Source organism: Pseudomonas cucumis, assembly GCF_030687935.1.
Lineage (GTDB): Bacteria > Pseudomonadota > Gammaproteobacteria > Pseudomonadales > Pseudomonadaceae > Aquipseudomonas > Aquipseudomonas cucumis.
In genome coordinates, this window is the sequence record NZ_CP117454.1 from 2,525,737 (window position 1) to 2,549,462 (window position 23,726).

Sequence of the window (23,726 nt, forward strand, 5' to 3'; positions counted from 1 at the left end):
ATGTTCGATATTCTGTTGTTAAAAACCTTTGTCACCGTCGTCGATGAAGAGGGTTTCAGCCGCGCAGCCGAAAAGCTGCATCTGACCCAATCCGCGGTCAGCGGTCACTTGCGGCGACTGGAAGAACAGGTCGGTAAACCGCTGTTGAAGCGTACGACCCGTTCCCAGCAACTGACGCCCGATGGCGAGCGCCTGATCGCTTATGCGCGCACGATCCTCGCGTTGAATCGTGATGCCTGGGCGCAACTGACGCGCACACCGTTTCACGGGCGGGTGCGAATCGGGGTATCGGAGGATTTTGTCGAACCGCGATTGCTGCGAGCTTTTCAGGATTTCGCGGCGCAGTACCCGGGCATGGAAATCGACGTGCAGGTGGGTATTCCTGGCACGTTGCTGAACCTGATGAAGCAAGGCCATCTGGAGCTGGTCATTGGTTCGCTATGCGAAACCAGCGAAGCGGGGTTGCTACTGTGGCAAGAACCGTTGGTGTGGGCCTGGTCGGCGCAACCCGTCACCCAGTTACCGACACCGTTGCCGCTGGCGCTGTTCCCCGAGCCCTGTCCTTATCGTGAGATAGCGCTGAGGCGGTTGGCGCAGGCGGGGATCGCCCAACGTACGGCGATGTCATGCACCAGTATCGCCGGGTTGCGGGCGGCGGCGTTGGCTGGTTTCGCGGTGGCGCCCATGACGGTCAGTCAATTGGGGCAGGGACTGGCGGCTCTGGGGGCGGAACAAGGGTTGCCGGATTTGCCGGATGCGCAGTTTCGGTTGTTCACCTCTGCTGAAGCGGATCAGACGATTGTGGCAGCGCTCACTCAGCTCATTGTGGAATATTGCTCCACACGAAGGGCTTGATCGTGTGGGTCGATCACTGAGGCATTGTTCGACAGCTCCTACGGATCGCATGACGCTTCAGCCGGTATTGAACAACTGACGGATCAGATTGGGCGTGCTGCCGGTCCAGCGCTTGAACGAGCGGCGGAAGTTTGCCGCATCGTTGAAGCTCAGGTACTCGGCCACGGCTTCGTTGCTGAACCCCTTGATCTGGTACAGGTACAGGGCCACGTGCTTGCGCACCAAATCCACCTGCTGCTGAAAACCAGTGTCGTGTTTTTGCAGTTTGCGCTTGAGGGTCGCGGGGCTCATGGCGAAGGCCTGGGCGGCTTGTTCCAGGCTTGGGGTATGGCGCACGTGGCGCTGTAAATAGCGGTACATGCCGTCGAGAAAACTCGACGTGCAGCCCAACTGTTGCAATTGCCCCTGAGCTTCCTGACGGGCGACCTGGCCAGCAATGGCCGACGCATCGGGCCATCGCCGGGCGAGAAATTCCCGGGGGATGCGCATCAGGTCCAACGGCCGGTTGAACTGAGTGTGCTCGCCCAAATGCACCCAATATTGCTCGACGTAACGGGGCTCGGCATGGCTGAAACTGCATTCCCACGGCAGACGCTGGCCGCTCAGCGCGCGACTCATGGCCACCAGCGAGGTCATGCTCGCTTCCAGCAGAAAACGCCATTGCTCGCCGGCCCCGCAACTGTCCAGCCAATAGAGATAGGCGTGTTTTTCATCCAGCACCAACCGCGGCGTCATTAACGGGCTGAGCAGTGCCTGTTGCTGCACCAGGGTGTCGAGTGCCTGGTGCAGGTTTTGTGCATGGCGCAGGGCGTGGCTGGCGGCGCCGTAGTGTCCAGGCAGCAGGCGCTGACCGAACAGAAAACTGCTGTCGTCGGCATCCAGCAAACGTCGGCTGTTGCCGATCAGCGCGAAAAACTGCAGGGGGCTGAGGCGGGTCTGACCAGCCAGAATGTCTTCATGGAACAGACCGGTGCCGCGCAGCAGACGATGACTGTCGATGTCCCGGGACAGCGCCAGGTCGATCAGGGTTGCTGGTTGATAATGCCCGGGGATGAAACGGCTGTCGGTTTCGTACCACGTGGTTTTCAGGGTCATGGCCGAGCCTCAGGCGGTTCTGGCCAGAGGCTGCTTGGCCCGGGCCAGCGCCAGGTTAAGGCGCTTGAGCAGGGCGTCCGGCGACTCGTTCAGCGCCATCACCACTGCCGTGCTCGCCGACAGTTGCAAGCGTTCGCCGTGCTGCCGGGTTTTGTGCGCCAGGCCCTGAACCGCTTGTTGCAGTTCCAGCGCCAGCAACCGTGCCTGGCTCTCGCCGGTATTGGGCAGCAGCACCACGAAACGATCGCCGGCCAGTCGGCAGAGTAAGTCCTGGCGCCGCAGATTGAGCAGCAGCAAATGACTGAGCGCTTGCAGCACGGCGTCGCCTTCGGCATGCCCAAAGGCCTGATTGATGGCCGAGAAGTTGTCCAGGTCCAGCGCCAACAGCGACAGCGGCTGTTGTTGGCTATGACTTTCCTCAAGGCTGCCGGCCAGTTGGCGCTTGAGGTAATCGGCGCCGCCCAATGGCGTGAGTTTGTCGAACAAGCGGTGCTCGCGGAACAGCCGCTCGCGTTTCTCCATCTGCGCGCTGATCGCCAGTTGCTCGCGGTGCCAGTGATAGATGCCGATGGTCAGCAGGATCATGCCGACCGGCATCGGCCCGGACTCGAGCCAGTGATCCCAGGTGATGCTGTCGGGCAGGCGAATGAACTCGTCGAGGCTGTCGATCCACCAGGAAAAAAAGATCCCGCTCAAACCCAGCGCCAGGTAATTGGTGACGCGCCCGGCCGGACGGCTTTTGAGCACCAACCCCAGCCAGACCAACGCCAGCAGCGCCGAACCGCCTTCACCGACGATATCCAGCCAGACCCATTCGCTGACCGGTTTCACCTCGCCGCAGGCCAGATGCAGAAGCAACCCCAGGTTGGCGGCCAACAGCAGCAGGGCGAGTTTCCAACGGTGGGGTTTGAGCACTGAGAACATGGCCGCGATCCTTTGGCGAAGAAGCAATGCGCGCCAGCACAGCAGATGTTTGTGACAGTCGGGTGACTGGGTGGGAATGGGGCAGGGAGGTCGAATCAGCTCATGGTCCTGTGGGATTTTCTGGCGAGTGAGGACCAGCAAGCAGCAATGCGATCTGTAGCAGCTGTCGAGCCTGCGAGGCGGCGTTCGGCTGCGAAGCAGTCGCCAAACCAGAGATTGCGGTATGGCAGGCAGACCGCGTTAACCTGTTCACGACTGCTGCGCAGCCGAACGCCGCCTCGCAGGCTCGACAGCTGCTACAACAGTGCTGCGCAGCTGAAATGGCTTGGCTGAGAAGTCATTTAAGCTCACTTCTCGCCCCGAAACCCCGCAAAACCCCGGTTTACCGCACCTCCCGCCAACCCCTGTCACAGAACCGTCATCCCCCATCCCTAGCGTGCCCTCCCAGTTGCCGGGCCTCTTGCCTGGCGTTAACGGACTCTTGGGGGAGGACATTCATGTACAAGCGCAACAGCACCGCCGGAGTCGTCGGCTTCACGCTCACCGCCCTGGCCATGGCGATCGCCAGTGAGCGCCTGAGCGCCGCCGAAAACGTGGCGAACACCGAACACGTCGAAGTGGTGGGCCAGGCGGCGAGCATTGATCAGGCGCTCAAGGAGCAGCGCAGTTCCGACAGCATCAAGAGCGTGGTGCATGCCGACGGCGTGGCGCAGTTGCCGGACGAAAACGTTGCCGAAGCGGTACAGCGCCTGCCGGGCGTCAGCGTCGAGCGCGACCAGGGCGAAGGGCGGTTTGTCAGCGTGCGCGGCCTCGGTCCGGATCTGAACAGTGTGACCATCAACGGCACATTGGTGCCATCGCCGGAAAGCGAACGCCGGGCCGTGGCCCTCGATGTGTTGCCCTCGGAGTTGGTGCAATCCTTGTCGGTGATCAAAACCCTGACCCCGGACATGGACGCCAACTCCCTGGGCGGCACCGTGGATGTGAAAAGCCTCTCGGCCTTCGACCACAAAGGGCTGTTCTACACCGGCAGCAGCGAAGCCAGTTACGACAAGAATACCCACCAGACCAGCCCGAAATTTTCCGGCGCCATCAGTGATCGCTTCAGCCTTGGCGACGGCATCGATAACTTCGGCGTCGCTGCGGCGCTGAGCTGGCAGAAGCGCGACTTTGGGGCGGACAACGTCGAAACCGGCGGCGCCTGGGACTTCGAGCAAGGCGCCAAATTGCAGGAGTTCGAGCAACGCGACTACGACATCAGCCGTGAGCGCGCCGGTGGCGGCCTGAACTTCGATTACAAACCCGACGACCTCAGCAGCTATTACCTGCGCACCCTGTACAGCCGCTACAAGGACAGCGAGACGCGCAATTCCACCAGCCTCGAATTCGCCGACCCGCTGGCGGCGGGGGAGTTGGGCGACGCCGAAGGCTCACGCAAACTCAAACAACGGGAAGAGACCCAGGAAATCCAGTCCTACGTATTGGGCGGCGAGCGTATGTTCGGCCTCTGGACCCTCAGCGGCCAGGCCGGCTACAGCCGCTCCAGTGAAGACAGCCCGGGCCACATCGCCAACGCCGCGTTCAATGGCACCGACGACTTCGCCGGCAGCGGTTTCTACGACAACGACAAGCCGCGACCCATCATCGGTCAGAGCTTCTACAACCCGGACAACTTCAGCCTCGACAAGGTCGACTGGGAAAAACAGAAAACCACCGACACCGAGAAAAACCTGCGCCTGGACCTGGCCCGCGACTACGACCTCAGCGGCTATGCGTCCCAGGTCAAATTCGGCGGCAAGGTCAGCCGCCGCAACAAAGACAACAACCTCGACGCCTGGGTCTATGAAGATTTCGACGATCTGGGTTTCAGCGACGAGCAGCTCAACCTCAGCCGATTCCAGAAAGGCACCGTGGATTATCGCCTTGGCCAGTTCGGCCCGGGCATCAGCGGCAGCGCCATCAAGCAGTTGATCGGTGGCCTGAATCAGGCGGACTTCTATGACGAGACCGAATCGCGGGTCAACGACTTCAAGATCAGCGAAGACATCAACGCCGGCTACCTGATGAACACCATCGATATCGATGACTGGCGTTTCATTGCCGGCCTGCGCTACGAAGGCACCGAGTTCGAAGCCAAGGGCACCGGCGCCACCGATGGCGAGTTCCAGTCGACCGAGACCAAACGTCGTTATCACCACTGGTTGCCGGGCCTGCATGCGCGCTATCAACTGGACAAGAACACTCAGGTGCGCGCGGCCTGGACCAAGTCCGTGGTGCGCCCGACGTTCGGCCAATTGGCGCCGGGTTTTGTCATCGATGATGACGAAGCGAGCTTCGGTAACCCGGACCTCAAGCCGCTGGAATCCAGCAACCTCGACCTGGGCATCGAGCATTACATGGGCCACGCCGGCACGGTCTCGGCGTTCGTGTTCTACAAAGACATCAAGAACTTCGTCTACAACACTGACCTGGCGGGCACCGGCGCCTGGGCCGATTTCTCCGAGGCCCATACGTTTGCCAACGGCGACAGCGCCAAACTCTATGGCCTGGAACTGGCCTACTCGCAGAAATTCGACTGGCTGCCGGCGCCCTGGAATGGCCTGCTGCTGGGCGCCAACACCACCTTCAGCCGTTCCGATGCCGAGATCGAAGGATTCGACGCCGCCAGTGGTATCAACCGCAAGCGCAGCATCGATTTGCCCAATCAGTCGGACACCGTCGGCAACCTGATGCTCGGTTGGGAAGACGACAAGCTGAGCCTGCGTCTGTCGGCCAACTACAAGTCCGATTACCTCTTTGAGCTGGCCTCGATCAACGACAAGGCCCATGACCTGCACGTCGATGCCCAGACTTTCGTCGATTTCAGTGCGCGGTATTCGCTGACCAAAAACCTGCAAGTCAGCTTCGAGGCGCAGAACCTCACCGACGAGCCGTACTTCGTCTACACCGGCAGCCGTTCCTACAACGGCCAGTACGAAGAATACGGCCCGACCTACAAGCTCGGCCTGACCTTCACCCACTTTTAAGCCCCGGGGCGGCAGCCCGGTGCTGCCGCCATGATGGATGCACGACAAGGACTTTGCCTGTTCATGAGTATTTCGTGGTTACCCAAACACGGTCTGCTGACCGCCCTGATCAGCTTGACCATCGGCCAGGCCATGGCGGCCGCGCCGAACCTGAGCCTCACACCCTGGGCGCCGAACCTGGTAGTCGACGCGATCGCGCTCTTGCCCGTCGACCTGGGCCCCGAACGCCTGGCCGCCAGCGAGCGTGACGGCTTGCTGCTGCTCGACGTGCAAGGCAAAGAGCTGGCGCGGCTGAAAGGTTCGTTCAGCAGCCTGGACAGCCGCGCCGCCGGCCAACACGTCTTGGTGGCCAGCCTCGACAACGCCCGTCAACAAGCGCTGCTGGTCAGCCTCGATCCGGCCAAGCGCAGTTGGGGGCAACCGGTGTATCTGCCGACGCGGGATTACCCGGTGAACGGCTTGTGCCTGTACCGCGACGAAGCCAGCAACCTGTTCCTGTTTCTGGTGGGCGAGGAGGGCAAGGGTGAGCAATGGCTGGTGGGCAACGGCGCCACTTTGAATCCGCAACCGCAACGGGTGCGCGGTCTGCCGCTGCCGCCGTCGGCCCAGTTCTGTCAGGTCGACGATGGCGCCAATCAATTGGTGGTCAATGAGGAGAACGTCGGTTGGTGGGCCTACCCGGCGCATGCCGAAGCCGATGTAACGCGCACACCGGTGGCCATGCGCGAACCGTTCGGCGAGATCAAACAGGCCGCGGGTGCAATGGCCCTGGTGCCGGGTGGCATCGTCGCACTCGATCCGAAAGCCGCGCAGTTGCATCTTTATCAGCAGCAGGGCGAACGCTGGGCGGCGCAGGCTACTTTGGCGTTGCCAGGTATGAAGGAGCCGGAAAACCTTGCCCTGCGCCCGACGGCCAAAGGCTTGCAAGTACTGCTGCGCGACGATGATGACGGCCGCCTGTATCAGGGCGAACTCGACTGGCAAGCCACGCCGGTGCCCTTGGCGCCGGTGCTGGCGAACGTAAAAGCAATCAGCCAAAGCGACCCGGTCGGGCGCCAGGGCGATGCCGCGGATGATCCGGCGATCTGGATTCATCCGCAGCAACCCGCCCTGAGTCGGGTGCTGGGCACCAATAAAAAGCAGGGGCTGATGGCGTATGACCTGCAAGGCAAGCTGTTGCAGGAGTTGCCGGTGGGGCGGCTGAACAACGTCGATATACGGCCGAATTTCAAGCTCGGCCAGCAGACCGTCGACCTCGCGGTGGCGAGCAATCGCGATCACAACAGCCTCAGCCTGTTCAGCATCGACCGCACCAGCGGCGAACTGCGCGAAGCCGGCGAGATTCCCACGCCGCTCAAGGACATCTACGGCATCTGCCTGTTTCAACCGGCCAGCGGCGAAATCTATGCGATCGCCAACGGCAAGGACGGCACCTTCCTGCAATACCGCCTGAACGCGCCGAACGGCAGCGTACAGGGCGAGTTGGTGCGCCAGTTCAAGGTCGACAGCCAGCCCGAAGGCTGTGTTGCCGACGACCAGCGCCAGCGCTTGTTTCTCGGTGAAGAGGACGTCGGCGTCTGGGCCGTGGACGCCCGCGCCGATCAGCCGGCGACGCTCAGCAGCGTGATCAAGGTCGGTGCGCAATTGCAGGCGGATGTGGAAGGGCTGGCGCTCTATCAAAGCGCGACGCAGGACTATTTGGTGATCTCCAGCCAGGGCAACGACAGCTATGTGGTGCTCGATGCCGAACCGCCGTTCGCGTCTCGCGGCGCATTCCGCGTCGGGCTGAACGCGGCGGCGGGTATCGACGGCGCCTCTGAGACCGATGGCCTGGAAGTCACCTCGGCCAACCTCGGCGGGCCCTGGAGCCACGGCATGCTGGTGGTGCAGGACGGTCGAAAACGCATGCCCGAGCAAACCCAGAACTTCAAATTCGTGCCCTGGGCCGAGGTCACCAAGGCGTTGAAATTGCCCTGATTCGGCCAGTCATCAACCTGTCATCACCATTTCATCGAATAGCTCAACGGCCGTCGCGCATCGACGGCCCGAGAGCGCCAGACAAGGAGTTTCACCATGCAAGCGACACTGGAACACATGACCATCTGGGGCCTGATCAGTGACGCCAGCCTGCTGGTCAAAGCTGTCATGCTCATCCTGTTGCTGGCGTCGGTGCTCAGCTGGTACCTGATCATCCAGCGCAGCGGCGTGCTGCAACGTCGCGAGCGGCAGCTCGACAACTTCATGCAGCGCTTTCGCAGCACTGCGGACCTGTTGCCGCTGTACCGCGAGACTGCACAGGGCACGGATAGCGAAGCCGGGGTCGAGCCGATTTTCCACGCCGGGTTTCAGGAGTTCAGCCACCTCAAACAGCACTCGGGCAACGCGGCCGACGTGGTGCTCGAAGGCGTTGAACGGGCATTGTACGTGGCCATCAGCGAGCAAGAAGTCCGCCTGGAGAAGGGCTTGCAGTTCCTCGCCACGGTCGGTTCCGTCAGCCCCTATATCGGCCTGTTCGGCACGGTGTGGGGGATCATGAATTCCTTCCTCGGCCTGTCCCAGGTGCAGCAGGCGACGCTGTCCACCGTGGCCCCGGGCATCGCCGAAGCGCTGATCGCCACGGCCATCGGCCTGTTTGCCGCCATCCCGGCAGTGATCGCCTACAACCGTTTTTCGGCGCGCAGCCAAACCCTGCTGACTCGCTACTACGCCTTCGGCAATGAATTGCAGGTGCGCTTGCATCGCACCTTGCATGGCACGCCGATGAACCTGGCCGTCGCAGCCTGAGAGGAGAATGCAGATGCTCGTCAGACCGCAACGCAAGCACGGGCCCAAGGCCGAAATGAATGTGGTGCCGTACATCGATGTGATGCTGGTGCTGCTGGTGATTTTCATGGTCACCGCACCGATGCTGACTCAGGGTGTGAAGATCGAACTGCCCAAGGTCGCCAGTGAAGCGTTGGCCACCGATACCCGCCAGCAAATCCTTACCCTGTCGGTGAAGGCCGAGGGCGGTTACTACTGGAACCTCGGCGGTGAACTGGATACGCAGCACCAGACCGACAGTGCGGTGGCGCTCGAGGAGATGCGCGCCAAGGTCGCGCAAATCGTTGCCGAGCGCCGTGACACCCAGGTTTACATTCGCGCCGACAAGGACGCCGGTTACGGCAGTGTGGTCGCAGCCATGGCGGCATTGCAGCAGGGCGGTGTGAGCAACCTCGGGCTGGTGACCGAGGCCCCGCAATGACGGCGATGATCATGCCCAGTTCATCCATGACGTTGCGGGATGCTGCTCGCAGTGGGTTCTGGAAAAACAGTCTGGCGGCGAGCCTGGCGGTAGGGCTGCATGCCATTGTGCTGGCGTTGCTGCTGCATGGCTGGTCGCTGGAGAAACCTCCGGTCGAACAGCCAGCGGTGTTGAGGACGCAATTGGTGATGTTGCCACCGGCGCCGCAGCCACAGGCGCCTGAACCGGTAGCGGCGCCGACACCGGAGCCGGTTGCCGAGGCGCCCATCCAACCCGTCAAACCTGCGATCGATCCGCAGATCCAGGCGCAAAAGCTTGAACAGGCCGTTCTTGCGCGCAAACGCGTCGAAGACAAAAAACGCGAACTCCAGGCCGAGCAACAACGCCAGCGTCAGGAGACAGAAAAACGCACTCATGACCTCGAGCAACAACGCCAGGCCCAAGAGCAGGCACAACGCGCCGAACAATCGCGCCTGGCCGCCGAGCGTGCGCGCCAGCAGGCCGCCCAAGTGGCTGCCGACAGCCGCCAATACCTGCCCCTGAGCAAGGAAGCGCCGGACTATCCGCAACGGGCGCTGGATAAAAACATCGAAGGTGATTGCACTGTGGAATACACCGTCAATCCCCAAGGCAGAATCGAGAACCCCAAGGTGCTGGACGGTTGCCATCCGTTATTCATGCGTCCGTCGCTGGCCGCCGCCAACACCTTCCGTTACCAGCCGAGAATCGTCGACGGCCACGCGGTTGCGGTGCCGGCCGTGCGCAATACCTTTCACTACCGGATCAAGTAAGCAGCTCCCCATAGCGGGTCGGTGTGCGGCTATGCGGTCGTGAGATGTCGTCGCGACCCCGCGAGGGTTTGCGCTGGTGCCACACGTTGCGCCTGACGTCGTGGTGCTGGCGTGGCGCCAAGCACCAACGCCGAACTCGACCACGATTCGCCGTCAGCGAGGAAGGCGAGCAGCGTCGCATGCTGCTACTCACCAGGCAGTGCGCCGGCCTCAATAAGCGTTGGAGGCGGGTATCGGGTCTCGATACCCGCCCAGAAAAAACGAACTTGCGAAGCGGCCGCGTCTCGAATTTAAAAGCCTCGAGAAGAAGGCGCCCAATGAGCAAGTCGATAGGCGCAAAAGACCTGATTACCCACAGCAGACCTCTGTCGGTCATGACGCCCCAGGAGCACCCGCGATACGACCTGGTGCTGTTGATCGTGTTTCTTTTGATCGTCACAGCGCTGGGTATTTCCCCCCATAGCCGAGTGGATTGGGTTCTTGAAAATCTGCTGGCCCTGCTGCTGGTGATGGTCCTGGTGGGCGTTTACCGACGGTTCCGTCTGTCTGCCGTCTCTATCAGCCTGGTGTTCGTGTTTCTCTGTATCCATGAACTAGGTTCGCACTACACCTACGCGCTGGTGCCCTACGACCGCTGGTGCTCGGCCTTGACCGGAGTCAGCCTCAACAAAACCCTTGGGTTTGAACGCAATCATTATGATCGGCTGGTCCATCTGACCTATGGACTCTTGATGGTCTATCCGATTCGGGAAGTGCTTGCGCGAATCACGCCGCTGCGGGGTTTCTGGGTTGGATTTGTCGCGCTGAATATCATTCTGTCGACCTCGGCTGTCTATGAAATCGTGGAATGGATAGGTGGGCAATTCCTGGGAAAAGACACCGCCAAGGCATTTGTCGCTGCACAAAATGACCCATGGGACTCTCAGGCCGACATGGCGCTGGCGGTGGGAGGTGCGTTCTTCACGCTATGGGTTGTGTGGTTCCGGCGCCGGTTGTTTTATCGAAATGTTCAATTAAATGTCTCCGAAGAAAATTCATAAAATTTATAGAGTGTTCTAATTGAATGATGTCGATAAGCCGCTAATGTAAAGTTGATGTAACACTTGGAATGTACGCGCAGTAGTTGTTTTGCCGACGAATAGCGTTGAACTTATTTGATCCTGGGTAGTATCAATGTCATTGCAATGTGCCTGCAATATGGCAGGTGCTTTTATCTGGTAACAAGACGCATTAAGGCGAGGTTGAATTGTGCTGTATGTTCATACAAATTACCTTGTTGTTTAGCTTGCTACAATAATAAATTATTGAATTATAAGGGTTTTATTATGGTTATTTGCTTAGTGTTTAATGTTATCAATAATGGCGAGTCATGATGTTTGGTGGCAATATTTTGGCGGCGCTAGTGTCAAAAAATAACTAGATAATTAGTCGGGCATTTTTCTGGCGGGGTGCTAGTGTTGGTAGTCTTGTGTTGGATCACACTTGGTTGCTTCTTAGGGGGAGTGCATCATGTCGACTCCAAATCCTCGTATTGCAGTTTTCGGTCATAAAGTTTCCAGTTCTAATATTCCAGAGATTGAACACTTTTCGGATCTAAGCAGTTTGTTGGCTGCACCCATATTCGATGTTCTATTGCTTGATATGCCAGCGGCTTATGCCGGGCGAGTGTTGCGCAAATTGCGCTCGACTCCAGCGTATCGCTACCAGCTCGTTTATTGCTGTCGAGACCAGGACAGCTGGTGTGAAGCGCTGGGCGATGGCACGTGCCCCGCCGAAACCAGCGAAATAAAAATGCTCTGGGAGATCTGGCGAGAACGCTTCAACCTGTTCCGGCAGGGTTCTGCACCCGAGCGGTTTGAAGGTCGGGTGCTGTCGTGGCTGTGGTTACGCGCCGACGCTCATGTGTATGCCCTGCGCGACCCCGAAGTCCCCCAGCATTATCGCTATCCGCTGCTCGAAGCACTGGCGGATGCCGAGCAGGTCAACCCGTTTGTCTGGCTCAGTCTGATGGTGCAGCACGACTGGCTGGAAGAGGGCGTGCTGGTCGATCGGGTACGTCTGTGTTCGGACTGTGGCTCGGGGCGCCTCAATTACATTGATGTGTGCGCCGAATGCCAGGCGATGGACATTTCACGGCAACCTTCATTGCACTGCTTCACCTGTGGTCACGTGGGCCATCAGGAGTCGTTTCTCAAGGATGGCGTGTTGCTCTGCCCCAACTGTCTGAACCGTTTGCGGCACATTGGCAGTGACTACGATCGCCCTTTGGAAAACTACCGCTGCCGCTCATGCCAGGCGTTTTTTGTCGACGCCGATGTGCAGGCGCGTTGCCTGGATTGCGGTTTGTCACACGCGCCCGACAAGCTGCGCATACGCGAAGTTCGAGACTTTCATCTGACGGAAGCGGGGCGGTTTCGTTGTCGCCAGGATTTCAACGATCGATCGATCGACCATTTCGGCCGCCTCAATTTATTGGGCGGCAAGGATTTTTTCGAGCTTTTGACCTGGCAGCTTCAGGTGGTGCGTCGTTACAAGCAGCCGGCGTTCTCGTTGATCGGCCTGCGCTTCGTCAACCTGGCCGGTACGCTGGCGCGTCTTGGTGAGCACCGCGGGCATGCCTTCATCGATAGCCTGACGGATCGGCTGAAGGAATCCGTCAGGGAAACCGATCGCTGCTCGCGAAGCACCGAAGAGTTCTTCTGGATCATGCTGCCGCACACGGATGGCAAAGGGCTGGAGTTCGTCGCCCAGCGCTTGAGCCAGGTCGCCGAATTGTTTTCCGCGCCGGAGGTCAGTGACATTTCCCTGCGTGTCGTAAGTTTCACGGCCCCCGGGGATTTGCTCGAGAAAGAAGACGGTGAGCTGTTGCTGGCCCGTCTTGCCAGTGAGTTGATTTAAGCCATGAGCCCGTTGATGGAGCAACTCTACAGCATGCTCAGTGCGATCATGGGGACGGACGGTTTGAGCCGATTGTTCTACATGCTCTTTCCGTTGTTTCTGGTGTTTGAATTGCCGCTGACGATCATGGTGCTGCTCGGCGTATTGCGCTGGTTTGCCCGTCGGCGCAGCAGCGTGCCGAAGACCAGTCTCTATCGGCCAAAAGTCTCTTGCATCATCACCTGCTACAGCGAAGGAATGGATGTCCAGGCAACGCTGTTGAGCCTGTGCGAGCAGACATACCCCGGCCACATCGAGATGATTCCGGTGGTGGACGGCGCCACGGTGAATCAACCGACGCTCAGCGCCGTTCGCCGTTTTAACGTGGACCCGCTGTTGTACCCCCGGCGCCATTTGCGCCCGATCGCCAAATGGCAGCGGGGCGGACGGGTGTCGTCATTGAACGCCGGCCTGTCCCATGCCAGCGGCGAAATCGTCATGGCGCTCGACGGTGATACGTCCTTCGACAACAACATGGTCAGCGCCATCGTGCGCAATTTCGAAGACCCTTCGGTGCCTGCGGTCGCTGGCAGCCTGCGGGTGCGCAATGTCTGGGGCTCCTGGGTCACGGCGATGCAAGCGCTGGAATACGTGTTGTCGATTCACATGTCGAAAATCGGTCTGGCCGAATGGAACCTGGTGAATAACGTCTCGGGTGCCTTTGGCGCTTTTCGCCGCAGTTTCCTGGTGAAAATCGGTGGCTGGAACACCCACACCGCGGAAGATCTGGACCTGACGCTGCGCATCAAAAGTTACTTCAAACGACATGGAGATTTGAGGATTCCGTTCGAGCCGGAAGCTATAGGGCACACCGATGCACCCGCGACCCTCAGCCAGTTTCTGATGCAGCGTTTGCGCTGGGACGGTGACCTGTTTTTTCTGTACGTCAGAAAGCACAACCACAACATCAACCCGGATTTACTGGGCTGGCCAACCTTCCTGATGATCCTGCTCAGTGGCTTCTTTTTCCAGTTGGTGCTGCCGTTCATCATCTTCATCTACACCCTGCTGGCGCTCTTCATTCTGCCGGGCAAGACGCTGTTGTTTCTGTTTGCGCTGATCTACCTGCTGTACCTGATGATCACCCTGCTGCTGTTTGGCGCCATGTTGTCGATGGTGTCCGACCGACCTCGACAGGACGTGACCCTGGGGTTGTTGGTGCCTGTCTTCCCTCTGTTCATGCTGCTCATTCGGTGCTGGAGCGCAGTGGCCATGCTCAACGAGATGTTTCGTCGAGGCCATGAAGAGACCTCGATGGCGCCGTGGTGGGTTCTTAAACGAGCCACGAGGTTTTGATATGCGATCAGTACTTCTAGCCTTGACCCTGTCGCTGCCCCCAGCGGCGCTCGTCGCACAACCGCTGCCCCTTCAGGACTTGATCAATAAGCAGCAAGCCTCTGCGTCGGGAGCACCTGAACTTGCGCAACCGCATTTCTTGTTGGCGTCCACGGCAGCGCCGAAGTCAGGGGCAGGGGCGGGGACAAACTCGGGCAAATGGTCCCAGGCCAGTTATGTCTGGGACAGCGAAGCGTTGCTCGATCCCGATCGGCGCGAGGCAGAGCTTCAGGCCCTGCGCAAGGCCGGGATGGAGAAGATCTACCTCGGCCTCAAGGCTGCACAGGTCAATGACTTGATCACGACCCGCCGACAGCTCGAACAACTGCTTGAGGACGCGGCCCGCGAGGATCTGCAAGTGAGTCTGTTGCTCGGCGATTCGAGCTGGATCGAGCCGACGGACCGTCACCAGCTCAGCGATTTATTGAAGAAGTTGAAGGGGCTTGCATTCAGCAGCTTGCATCTGGACCTTGAGGTCGAACAACTGGGCATGCCCGTCCCCGATCAGCGCCTGAAAAACTGGCTCGACACCTTACGCATGGCGTCCAGCGAGAGCCCATGGCCGGTGGAGATATCCAGCCATCATCGCTGGTTCGCTGAACCGAAACCCGGGCAAACCTGTGTGCCTTGCGCACTTCCCGAGGCCGGCGTGCATCAGGTCAGCCTGATGATCTACACCCGCAACCCGAAAAACAGCGCACGCATGACGGAGCAAATCGCCCAGCGCTGGCCGGCGCTGCAATTTCGTTTGGCCCAAAGCACAGAACCCGAATTGCCAGCCACGGAAAGCTGGGCGGGCGCATCGACTGAACAGTTGAAACATCAGGCCAGCGCCTGGCGCGAACAATTGCAACCGCGGGGGGTTGCCGGTATTGACTGGCAGGCCTGGCGAGACTTCCCAAAACGGTGAGCCGTCATGAAAATTCGTTTCGATAGTCGCAAAGAATTGAACCCCACCCAGGAGCAGGGTTTGAGCGTGCTGTACGCACCGGGCAAGCGCATGGCCTTTCGCGCACGCTGGTATTTGATTCTGTTGCTGGTCGCCAGCCCACTGATCTGGCTGGGTGGAAAACTGGCTTACAGCATGCTGATGATCGATGCACCGGCGCAATTGCGCTTGCCGATTTACGAGGTGCGCGCACGCGATGCCGGCCGGGTCGATCAGCTGTTTGCAAAGGCGGGCGAGCAAGTCCAGGCCGATCAGATGCTAGTCACGCTGGACAACCCGGAATGGCGGGCCCGGCTGGCGCAACTGGCCGCCATGCCGACCAAGGCGACGGGCACAGGCACCGGCACTGCCCAATTGGGTGGCCGCGAGCGTCAGTTGCTCAAGACCCGAATCGGCAGGGCGGAACAAAAGATCAAGGAATTGGAGTACCTGGCTGACCGAGGCGCGGCGGCTCGCGGCGAGGTGCTGGCAGCGCAGTCGGAGCTCGACGGGTTTCGAGCGGACTTGTTGGCGTTTGAACGCCGCGAGCAACTGGCGCGTCAGCCCCCGCAAGGGCTTGAGCGAGAGATCATTCAGCAGAACGCCGAGCAGCAGTGGTTGAAGACGCGTCTCGCCGCATTGTCGATCAAGGCAGGACAGAGCGGCCGGATCGCGGAAGTGCTGGTGACTCCAGGTGAAAACGTCGGTGCCGGCACGCTGTTGATGCGCCTGGAGCGACTGGAGGACCCATTGCTTTGGATTTATCTGGAGCCGCTCAATATCAGTTACGCCGCGATCGGTCAGCCGTTGCGCGTGCGCATGCCGGATGGCCAGTGGTTGGCGGCGCATGTCGTGCAGGCGGTGGACAGCGCCGGCCGCACGCCGACGGTGCTGCGCGGCCCGTTTGCCGCCAGTGAAATGGGTTTGCAGGTCGCAGCCCGGTTCGATGACCCGCTGCCGTCGCGCTGGCGAATCGATCAACTGCCGTTGAATGTTCGTTTCCCCACCGATTGGCAAGAGATGTTCAGTGCCGGCCGGGCGTTGATGGAAAAAGTCGAGGGGCTCGTCGCGATGGATCGACCTACAACCACTACTCCAGAGTGAATTTGCCATGTCTGCTGATCGAATTCTTGTGACGGGTGGCGCGGGCTTCATTGGTTCGCACCTGGTTGAAGCCTTGCTTGAAAACGGCTATGGCGTACGGGTACTGGATGATCTGTCAACCGGCAAACTGGCGAATCTGCCGGTGGATCGGGCGCATTTGAGCCTGATAGTCGGGGATGTCGCGGACGCGCCGACGGTGGAACGAGCCCTGAAAGATTGCAGCGCGGTGGTGCATCTGGCCGCGGTCGCCTCGGTTCAGGCCTCGGTCGAAGACCCGGTCGCCACCCATCAAAGCAACTTCATCGGGACGCTGAACATCTGCGAAGCCATGCGCCAGACCGGCCTGAGAAGGGTGGTGTTCGCCTCCAGCGCCGCCATCTATGGCAACAACGGCGAGGGCGCGGCCATCACCGAAGACACGCCCAAAGCCCCATTGACGCCCTATGCCGCGGACAAACTGGCCAGTGAGCATTTCTTCGATTTTTATCGCCGTCAGCATGGTCTGGAGCCAGTGATTCTGCGCTTCTTCAACATTTACGGACCACGCCAGGACCCTTCATCGCCTTACTCCGGGGTCATCAGTATTTTCAGCGAAAGAGCCAAGAAACACTTGCCCGTCACCGTGTATGGGGACGGCGAACAGACCCGGGATTTCGTTTACGTGGAGGACCTTGTAAAGGTGCTGATACAGGCGGTGAAAGAATCGGAGCCGAGCGGCGAACCGGTCAATGTCGGTTTCAACCGTTCCACCAGCATCAACCAGCTGGCGGCCGCATTGAGCACTCTGCTGGGGCGGCCTCTGGCGTTGAATTATGCTGCGCCGCGTTCTGGTGACATTCGCCATTCCCGGGCCGATAACCAGCGTTTGCTCGAACGTTTTCGGTGCACCGAGCCGACCTGTTTTGCCGATGGTTTGGGTCACTTGCTCAGAAGTCTGGAGAGCGGTGACCGGTGAGCACCCGGGGCGTATAACCGGATGGAACTGTTGTCGCAGGCGCACCGTCAATCGAGGATAAGGCCGCCGGACCTCAGACGCCGAGATGCAGGAGGCCTTTATCCTTCGACCCCATGACGGAGGGCTCCTCAATGAGGATCGCTCAGATCGCGCCGCTTACCGAACGTTGTCCGCCCCGTTTGTACGGTGGCACTGAGCGGATTGTGTCTTACCTGACCGAAGAGTTGGTACGACAGGGACACGATGTCACGCTCTTCGCCAGTGGCGATTCGCAAACCTCGGCACGCCTGGAACCAGGTGCGCCCCAGGCCCTGCGGTTCGATCCACGCGTCAAGGACGGGGCGGCTCATCACATTCTGATGCTCGATCAGGTCCTGCGGCAGGCGGATCAATTCGATGTGATGCATTTTCATGTCGATATCTTCCATTTTCCTATGATTCGACACTTGGCCGGGCGCAGCGTGACCACGCTTCACGGGCGTCTGGACATTGCCGACTACCAATCCTTTTACCCTCACTTTCCCGAGGTGCCGCTGGTCTCGGTGTCCAAGGCGCAACGCACCCCGGTGAAGGGTGACGTCAATTGGGTGGGCAATGTCTATCACGGCATTCCGGGAGATCTGCTGGCCTTCAACCCCGAACCGATTGGCGATTACCTGGTGTTTCTGGGGCGCATTTCTCCCGAAAAACGCCCCGACCGGGCCATCGAGATTGCCTCCAAAGCCGGGCTGTCATTGAAGATCGCGGCCAAGGTCGACAAGGCTGATCAGGTGTATTGGGAAGAAGTCATCGCACCGATGATCGCCAGCCATCCGAATGTTGAATTTCTCGGCGAGATCGATGAATCCCAAAAGGCAGACTTGCTGGGCAATGCCCGCGCCTTGATCTTTCCCATCGACTGGCCCGAACCGTTCGGTCTGGTCATGATCGAAGCCATGGCCTGCGGCACACCGGTTATTGCCTTCGCTCACGGCTCGGTGCCGGAAGTGATCGACGAGGGTGTGTCCGGTTACATCGTCGATGGCGTCGCCGGGGCGGTGGCGGCAGTGCAGCGGTTGGGAGAACTGGATCGGCGCAAGGTGCGGGCCAGGTTCGACGAACGGTTCACGGTCGAACGCATGACCAACAACTATCTGGAGTTGTATCGCCACCTGACGGCGGGCAACACCTATGGCCATCCCTCCACACCCTTCGATATTCCGGCCACCGCGTCGCTGCAAGAGTTGCGTTTGCGTAACCTGAAAAACAACGACACCTTCGCCGTGTTCGATCCCAATGGTGACGTGTTGTTTGCAGACGACAGCCCGCAAGGGATTTTCCATACCGATACCCGACACCTTTCCGGGCTCTACCTGACGCTTAACGGCGCGCGGCCGCTGTTGCTCAGTTCCACGCTGCGTGATGACAATGCGATGCTCACCTGCGACCTGACCAACCCGGATCTGTTCGACGCTAGTGGTGAAAAAATCCTGCACCACGATTTGATCCATCTGCGCCGCTCACGGTTCTTGTGGAAGGGTTCCTGCTATGAACGCCTGACCCTGCGCAATTTCGACGACTCGCCCCAGCATCTGCAATTGAGAATCCAGTTCGCGGCCGACTTCAAAGACCTGTTCGAAGTTCGCGGTGCCCGGCGCCCGCAACGCGGAGAGGGGCATCGGGCAGAGATCACCGATGAAGAGGTGGTGCTTTCCTACACCGGCCTGGACCACAAACGGCGCATGACCCGTCTGCGTTTCGCCCCGGTGCCGGCCAGCCTGACCTGCGATTCGGCGTTGTTCGAGGTGCGGTTGGCCCCGGGGGAAAGCCAGTCGCTGTTCATGGACATCAACTGCGGCGTGCAAAATCCGCCGTTTACGGTGCGCCACGGGTTCTTCATTTCATTGCGCGATTCCCGGCGCGAGTTACGCACATTCTCTTCGCGGGCAGCCTCGGTGGTGACCTCCCACGATGTGTTCAACGAGGCGGTCAGCCGCAGCGTTTCCGACCTCTACATGCTCATGACTAAAACCCGCGAGGGGCTATATCCCTATGCCGGCATTCCATGGTTCAGCACCGTTTTCGGACGAGATGCGCTGATCACGGCATGGGAGATGCTGTGGTTCGATCCCGGCATTGCCAAAGGCGTGCTCGGGCATCTGGCCGCCAACCAGGCAACCATCGTCGACCCCCACGCCGACTCCGAGCCCGGTAAAATCCTGCACGAGATAAGGTTGGGAGAAATGGCCGAGTTAGGCGAGGTGCCGTTCCGTCGTTACTACGGCAGCATCGACTCCACGCCGCTGTTCGTCATGCTGGCCGCCGCGTATCTGGAGCGCACCAATGACTTGGGCACACTGCGTCAGCTTTGGCCCAATATCGAAGCGGCGCTGAACTGGATCGAGGAGTACGGCGACCGGGATGGCGATGGTTTTGTCGAGTATGGCCGGCAGTCCGCCGAGGGGCTGATTAACCAGGGCTGGAAGGACAGCCACGATTCGGTTTTCCATGCCGATGGGCAACTGGCCGTGGGCCCGATTGCGATTGTCGAAGTTCAGGCCTACGTGTATGGCGCCTGGACTGGTGCCGCAAAAATCGCTCGTCGGCTGGGTGATCCGGACCGGGCCCAACGCTTGAAATACAAGGCTCAACGCTTGCGCGAAGAATTCGATAGCCGCTTCTTCGACGAAGAACTGGGCACTTATGTATTGGCTCTGGACGGCAACAAAAAGCCCTGTCGAATCCGCACCTCCAATGCCGGCCATGCGCTGTTTGCGGGCATCGCTTACCCGGAACGCGCGGCATCGGTCGTCAGCGCCCTGATGGACCGTTCATCCTTTTCCGGCTGGGGCGTGCGCACCGTCGCGTCTTCCCAGGCCCGCTATAACCCGATGAGTTACCACAATGGCTCCGTCTGGCCCCATGACAATGCCTTGATTGCTGCCGGTTTCGCCCATTACGGTTTTCGTCAGGACGCGGCGCGGATTTTCGAAGGCCTGTTCGCCGCGTCCACCTACATCGATCTGCGGCGCCTGCCCGAACTGTTCTGCGGCTTTGCCCGGCAACGCACCCAAGGGCCAACGTTCTACCCCGTTGCCTGCATGCCCCAGGCCTGGGCCGCCGCTGCGCCGTTGTCGATGATTCAGTCGTGCCTGGGGCTGAGCTTCAGGCCGAGAAAACTCAACATCCTGTTCGACGAACCGGTGCTCCCGGCGTTTCTGGACACCATCGCCTTGCGGCGTCTGGCATTGGGTACTGAATCTGTGGATTTGATGCTCAGGCGTTCGGGCAAGAACGTGATGATCGAGGTTCTCAATCGCCAAGGGCCGGTGCGGATCTTGAGCACCAGTTAGGGTGATGAGCGTGGGCTTTCGTATCAGTATTCTGAATATCACCCAGCGTGTCAGAAGGTGAATGCTTGCCCTGATCGTGAGGAATTCCGGGTCATTTCAGTCTCCAGCAGATGCTCGACCAGCACGTCATTCAAAAAGCGGAATTGATCGTTGAGCCCGACCACTTCGTTACTGAAGTGATTGGCCGCTGCCGGCATCAGCAAGGCTTCGAAGTGTTTGTCGAACACCAGCGCGACCGCTTTGCGCGAGACGACCTGTTGCGAATAATAGTTGCTGCCGAATACCGGAAAGCTCACGGCGAGGCTGACGGAATGAATCATGATTTCGGCTCCTCGGTTTGACCGATATCCAGCACGAAGCGGGAAAAAAGGGTCAGCGTGACGGCCGTCAGGGCCAGGCAGGTCAGGAGATGGATCAACATGATTTGCCCCTCCGTGCGGGGTTTGAAATGGGGATGAGGTTAATCCTGCACCTGACGTTTTTTTTGCGGAAGGCATTCGCGGCGATGGTGAATATTGACGTGAATGATGGTGGCGATCTGCGCAGAGAAAATAGGGGCCAAGGTCATCCATTGTGGCGAGGGAGCTTGCTCCCGCTCGGCTGCGAAGCAGTCGCAATAAAAGACGCCTGCGTTATATCTGAACCACCGCGGTGGCAGGTTTCAGGGCCGCTCCGCGCCCCAGCGGGAGCAAGCTCCCTCGCCACACTCGCGCCCGACCTATACTCAAATCAGCACGCTCTTTAGCGTCGGACACTTCGTTCGGCGAGAAATGTAGGACTCCGCGATCTTGAACCTGCGTTCGCTGATCGTCGCTGTGTTGATGATATTGGCGGGATGCGCCACGCCCACGCGTGCGCCGGTAGTCGTGGTGCCGGTGGTGGTGTCCCAGAGCACTTGGCAGCAGGTGGACCGGGAGATTGTCGCCGCTTCCCAGCAGGCCACCGAACAGGCCAGGGTTTACGCTCGCGGGTCCATGGAGCATTGGCGCACGCGGGTTTATCAGCAAACCGAAGAAGTGTTCATTCCGTGGTTCAGCAGCTACTGGACCCAGGAATGGCTGTCGATGAAAGTCAGTTGGTACGCCATCAACGCCGGGGACGAACAGGATGCCTCGGCCAAACGCCTGGCGGCCTATCTGCTGGAGCAATATCACCGGCGGGTGCTGGAACCAGTGGCGGTGGAGATCGATCCCGACGCGATCCTCGGCCAGGCGACAGAGTTTTATGTGCAGCTGATGGGTCAGCAACTCGAAGTTATTTCCAAGCGTCATGGCGTGCCCATGGCGCAGCTCAACAGTCGTGTCCAGAAAATTCCGGCTATTTCGCTGGGCCCACCGTCCACCCGTGACGCTTCGCTGTACCAGGTGGTGCATGCCGAACTGAGCAAATTACCGGCCTACCTGGCGCTGATCGAGAAGATCCACACGGCGGGCGGCGAGAAGGGAATTGCTGCGACGGACGCCGGCATGGCGCCGGTGGCCAAGCGTGCCAGTAAGCGAATAGAAGCCGAAATGGCCCCCCGAGGAGCGGCCAGTGCGGTGGCGGCAGTGGTGGGGAAGGCGGCCGGGGCGTTGATTTCCATGGGAGTGGCGGGGGTGCGCGCGATTATTCAGGCCAACGACCGGCCCGATAGCGAAGCGCTGATCCGCAGCAGCCTGGGCAATTCGTTCGACAAGGCGTGGGTGAAGCTGGTGAATAACCCCGCCACCGGCGTCATGGCCGGAACGCTGTACATGGCCAGGCAAATCGAGGGCAGCCTGGCCGCCACCATTGAACAGCCAGTTGAAGAATCAGTGGAACAGTCAGTTGAACATTCAGTCGGACAGCCAGTTGAACAGCCGGTTGAACAGCCAGTCGAGCCGTCGGTCGATCAGAACGCGGGATCTGTCGATTTTAGCCACGTTGATTCGACTACCCAGCGGATCACCCCATAACCCGAGGAGAACGATCATGGCTTATGTCGATGGCTTCGTCGCTGCAGTACCCACCGCCAACCGCGAAAAATTCAAGCAACACGCGCAATCCGCCGCCGCGATCTTCAAGGAAAACGGTGCACTCAGCCTCGCCGAATGCTGGGGCGATGACGTACCCGATGGCAAGGTGACCTCGTTTCCCATGGCGGTAAAACTCAAGGAAGACGAAACCGTGGTGTTTTCCTGGATCGTCTGGCCCGACAAGGCCACCCGTGACGCCGGCATGGCGAAACTCATGAGCGATCCGCGGATGCAACCCGACGTCAATCCGATGCCGTTCGACGGCCAGCGGGCGATATTTGGCGGTTTCGAGATGCTCGTCAAAGCCTGAAGTGGCAGCAGGGTCATTCCGGCGTCGGGGTGGTCCTGCAGCTTTTGCGGTTACGAATCTCGCTGTCCGAGGGTCGCTCCTTGATGAACTCGAAGCGCGGCTCACCTTCGTTGTAGTGAACCAGCCAGCCCCATTCCAGCTCGAACTCATCCTGACCGGGCTTCGGTGGCAAGGCCCACCATGGCTCTTTACTGATGATCTGACGCATGGCGCCCTCCCGTCGATTCGGTTGCTTCAACTATAACGCGCATGCCGGCACGTGCCAGAAATGCACTTGCTGACGTGGTATCCCTTTGTAAAATCAAAGGGTCCCCGAAGCCTTGAGGTGGCAGACATGAGCGATGAATCCCGTGAGCCGTTCAAGCGGCTGTTCTTCGCCCTGAACTGCGCCCCCGAACAACGCCGGGCCATCGCCCAATGGCGCAACGCGCTGGGGCTCAACATCGGGCGCCCGGTGCCGGCGGAGAACTTTCATCTGACGCTGCTGTTTCTCGGCACGGTGGGGATGGCGCAGATAGCGGGCGTCTGCGAGGCCGCCGCCAATGTGCGGATGCCCGGCGTGCCGTTGACGGTTGTGCTTGATCGCCTGGAAGTCTGGCGTCGATCCGGGGTTCTGTTGCTGGCGCCCGCGCAGGCAGAACCGCAGTTGCTGCAGTTGGTGTATGCGCTGGAGCAGGCCATGTTGCCGTTTGGCTTTGAGGACACCCGTCGGGAATTTCGCCCGCATTTGACCCTGATGCGCAACTACCGGGCGCCGGTCCCCGAATCCGCTACGCCGCCAGAGTTTTTCCTGCGTGCTGACCGCTTCACCTTGTTCGAATCCCATAAAGGCCGCTACCGGGCGCTGGCCGAATGGCCGTTGGTTTATGCATAAAAAAAGGCGCCCGAGAGCGCCT

The 23,726-nt window shown here is 59.9% G+C and carries 20 protein-coding genes; 16 read left to right on the top strand and 4 right to left on the bottom strand.

What is annotated here, in order from left to right:
- The gene (locus PSH97_RS11590; protein ID WP_305449291.1) at window positions 1-855 is read left to right on the top strand and encodes a LysR family transcriptional regulator; all 855 of its coding nucleotides are present in this window, start codon (window positions 1-3) and stop codon (window positions 853-855) included.
- A gap of 57 nt (window positions 856-912) precedes the next feature.
- Here the strand turns inward: PSH97_RS11590 and PSH97_RS11595 are convergent, their stop codons facing one another.
- A complete protein-coding gene (locus PSH97_RS11595) occupies window positions 913-1,950 on the bottom strand; it encodes an AraC family transcriptional regulator (protein ID WP_305449292.1) in 1,038 nt (345 codons plus the stop codon).
- 9 nt (window positions 1,951-1,959) lie between these two features.
- Window positions 1,960-2,874 (bottom strand): GGDEF domain-containing protein, encoded by a 915-nt coding sequence (locus PSH97_RS11600; protein WP_305449293.1) that lies wholly within the window; start codon window positions 2,872-2,874, stop codon window positions 1,960-1,962.
- 497 nt (window positions 2,875-3,371) lie between these two features.
- Between PSH97_RS11600 and PSH97_RS11605 the strand changes: the two genes are divergently transcribed.
- From PSH97_RS11605 to PSH97_RS11670, 12 genes are all read left to right on the top strand, one after another.
- A complete protein-coding gene (locus tag PSH97_RS11605) occupies window positions 3,372-5,900 on the top strand; it encodes a TonB-dependent receptor (protein WP_305449294.1) in 2,529 nt (842 codons plus the stop codon).
- Window positions 5,901-5,963: 63 nt separating this feature from the next.
- The gene (locus PSH97_RS11610) at window positions 5,964-7,877 is read left to right on the top strand and encodes a phytase (RefSeq protein ID WP_305449295.1); all 1,914 of its coding nucleotides are present in this window, start codon (window positions 5,964-5,966) and stop codon (window positions 7,875-7,877) included.
- Between the two features lie 96 nt (window positions 7,878-7,973).
- Window positions 7,974-8,684 carry a protein TolQ gene (gene tolQ, locus PSH97_RS11615; RefSeq protein WP_305449296.1) on the top strand — a complete coding sequence of 237 codons (711 nt, stop codon included), beginning with the start codon at window positions 7,974-7,976 and terminating at the stop codon, window positions 8,682-8,684.
- 13 nt (window positions 8,685-8,697) lie between these two features.
- Window positions 8,698-9,144: a protein TolR gene (tolR, locus tag PSH97_RS11620; RefSeq protein WP_305449297.1), complete on the top strand. Its 447-nt coding sequence runs from the start codon at window positions 8,698-8,700 to the stop codon at window positions 9,142-9,144.
- Window positions 9,141-9,935: an energy transducer TonB gene (locus PSH97_RS11625; protein WP_305449298.1), complete on the top strand. Its 795-nt coding sequence runs from the start codon at window positions 9,141-9,143 to the stop codon at window positions 9,933-9,935. Before tolR ends, PSH97_RS11625 begins: the two co-directional genes overlap by 4 nt.
- 317 nt (window positions 9,936-10,252) lie before the next feature.
- Window positions 10,253-10,975, top strand: a complete 723-nt coding sequence (locus PSH97_RS11635) for a DUF2238 domain-containing protein (protein WP_305449299.1) — start codon at window positions 10,253-10,255, stop codon at window positions 10,973-10,975.
- A 565-nt stretch (window positions 10,976-11,540) separates the two neighbouring features.
- Window positions 11,541-12,833: a TackOD1 domain-containing metal-binding protein gene (locus PSH97_RS11640; protein ID WP_322791090.1), complete on the top strand. Its 1,293-nt coding sequence runs from the start codon at window positions 11,541-11,543 to the stop codon at window positions 12,831-12,833.
- Between the two features lie 3 nt (window positions 12,834-12,836).
- Window positions 12,837-14,168, top strand: coding sequence for a glycosyltransferase family 2 protein (locus tag PSH97_RS11645; protein WP_305449301.1), 1,332 nt, complete (start codon window positions 12,837-12,839; stop codon window positions 14,166-14,168).
- Between the two features lies 1 nt (window position 14,169).
- Entirely contained in the window at window positions 14,170-15,117 is a 948-nt protein-coding gene (locus PSH97_RS11650; protein WP_305449302.1) for a hypothetical protein, read from the top strand.
- A gap of 6 nt (window positions 15,118-15,123) precedes the next feature.
- Window positions 15,124-16,239, top strand: a complete 1,116-nt coding sequence (locus PSH97_RS11655) for an HlyD family secretion protein (RefSeq protein WP_305449303.1) — start codon at window positions 15,124-15,126, stop codon at window positions 16,237-16,239.
- 7 nt (window positions 16,240-16,246) lie between these two features.
- Window positions 16,247-17,194, top strand: a complete 948-nt coding sequence (locus tag PSH97_RS11660) for an NAD-dependent epimerase/dehydratase family protein (protein WP_305449304.1) — start codon at window positions 16,247-16,249, stop codon at window positions 17,192-17,194.
- 131 nt (window positions 17,195-17,325) lie between these two features.
- Entirely contained in the window at window positions 17,326-20,526 is a 3,201-nt protein-coding gene (locus tag PSH97_RS11670; protein WP_322791091.1) for a glycogen debranching N-terminal domain-containing protein, read from the top strand.
- A 50-nt stretch (window positions 20,527-20,576) separates the two neighbouring features.
- Here PSH97_RS11670 and PSH97_RS11675 read toward each other — a convergent pair whose 3' ends face one another.
- Complete coding sequence (locus PSH97_RS11675) at window positions 20,577-20,846, bottom strand: hypothetical protein (RefSeq protein ID WP_305449305.1); 270 nt, start codon at window positions 20,844-20,846, stop codon at window positions 20,577-20,579.
- A 468-nt stretch (window positions 20,847-21,314) separates the two neighbouring features.
- On the opposite strand from PSH97_RS11675, the gene PSH97_RS11680 reads away from it, so the two are divergent.
- A complete protein-coding gene (locus PSH97_RS11680; RefSeq protein WP_305449306.1) occupies window positions 21,315-22,460 on the top strand; it encodes a hypothetical protein in 1,146 nt (381 codons plus the stop codon).
- A 16-nt stretch (window positions 22,461-22,476) separates the two neighbouring features.
- Complete coding sequence (locus PSH97_RS11685; RefSeq protein WP_305421770.1) at window positions 22,477-22,830, top strand: DUF1428 domain-containing protein; 354 nt, start codon at window positions 22,477-22,479, stop codon at window positions 22,828-22,830.
- 13 nt (window positions 22,831-22,843) lie between these two features.
- Here the strand turns inward: PSH97_RS11685 and PSH97_RS11690 are convergent, their stop codons facing one another.
- Window positions 22,844-23,038 carry a hypothetical protein gene (locus tag PSH97_RS11690; protein WP_305449307.1) on the bottom strand — a complete coding sequence of 65 codons (195 nt, stop codon included), beginning with the start codon at window positions 23,036-23,038 and terminating at the stop codon, window positions 22,844-22,846.
- A 126-nt stretch (window positions 23,039-23,164) separates the two neighbouring features.
- Between PSH97_RS11690 and thpR the strand changes: the two genes are divergently transcribed.
- Window positions 23,165-23,704 carry an RNA 2',3'-cyclic phosphodiesterase gene (gene thpR, locus PSH97_RS11695; RefSeq protein ID WP_305449308.1) on the top strand — a complete coding sequence of 180 codons (540 nt, stop codon included), beginning with the start codon at window positions 23,165-23,167 and terminating at the stop codon, window positions 23,702-23,704.
- Window positions 23,705-23,726 lie beyond the last annotated feature (22 nt).

Coding starts and splice junctions, on each gene's coding strand:
- PSH97_RS11625 (WP_305449298.1), top strand. CDS start 9,141: ATGACGGCGATGATCATGCCCAGTTCATCCATGACGTTGCGGGATGCT.
- tolQ (WP_305449296.1), top strand. CDS start 7,974: ATGCAAGCGACACTGGAACACATGACCATCTGGGGCCTGATCAGTGAC.
- PSH97_RS11660 (WP_305449304.1), top strand. CDS start 16,247: ATGTCTGCTGATCGAATTCTTGTGACGGGTGGCGCGGGCTTCATTGGT.
- PSH97_RS11685 (WP_305421770.1), top strand. CDS start 22,477: ATGGCTTATGTCGATGGCTTCGTCGCTGCAGTACCCACCGCCAACCGC.
- PSH97_RS11645 (WP_305449301.1), top strand. CDS start 12,837: ATGAGCCCGTTGATGGAGCAACTCTACAGCATGCTCAGTGCGATCATG.
- PSH97_RS11670 (WP_322791091.1), top strand. CDS start 17,326: ATGAGGATCGCTCAGATCGCGCCGCTTACCGAACGTTGTCCGCCCCGT.
- thpR (WP_305449308.1), top strand. CDS start 23,165: ATGAGCGATGAATCCCGTGAGCCGTTCAAGCGGCTGTTCTTCGCCCTG.
- PSH97_RS11675 (WP_305449305.1), bottom strand. CDS start 20,846: ATGATTCATTCCGTCAGCCTCGCCGTGAGCTTTCCGGTATTCGGCAGC.
- PSH97_RS11690 (WP_305449307.1), bottom strand. CDS start 23,038: ATGCGTCAGATCATCAGTAAAGAGCCATGGTGGGCCTTGCCACCGAAG.
- PSH97_RS11655 (WP_305449303.1), top strand. CDS start 15,124: ATGAAAATTCGTTTCGATAGTCGCAAAGAATTGAACCCCACCCAGGAG.
- PSH97_RS11610 (WP_305449295.1), top strand. CDS start 5,964: ATGAGTATTTCGTGGTTACCCAAACACGGTCTGCTGACCGCCCTGATC.
- PSH97_RS11635 (WP_305449299.1), top strand. CDS start 10,253: ATGAGCAAGTCGATAGGCGCAAAAGACCTGATTACCCACAGCAGACCT.
- tolR (WP_305449297.1), top strand. CDS start 8,698: ATGCTCGTCAGACCGCAACGCAAGCACGGGCCCAAGGCCGAAATGAAT.
- PSH97_RS11590 (WP_305449291.1), top strand. CDS start 1: ATGTTCGATATTCTGTTGTTAAAAACCTTTGTCACCGTCGTCGATGAA.
- PSH97_RS11600 (WP_305449293.1), bottom strand. CDS start 2,874: ATGTTCTCAGTGCTCAAACCCCACCGTTGGAAACTCGCCCTGCTGCTG.
- PSH97_RS11650 (WP_305449302.1), top strand. CDS start 14,170: ATGCGATCAGTACTTCTAGCCTTGACCCTGTCGCTGCCCCCAGCGGCG.
- PSH97_RS11605 (WP_305449294.1), top strand. CDS start 3,372: ATGTACAAGCGCAACAGCACCGCCGGAGTCGTCGGCTTCACGCTCACC.
- PSH97_RS11595 (WP_305449292.1), bottom strand. CDS start 1,950: ATGACCCTGAAAACCACGTGGTACGAAACCGACAGCCGTTTCATCCCC.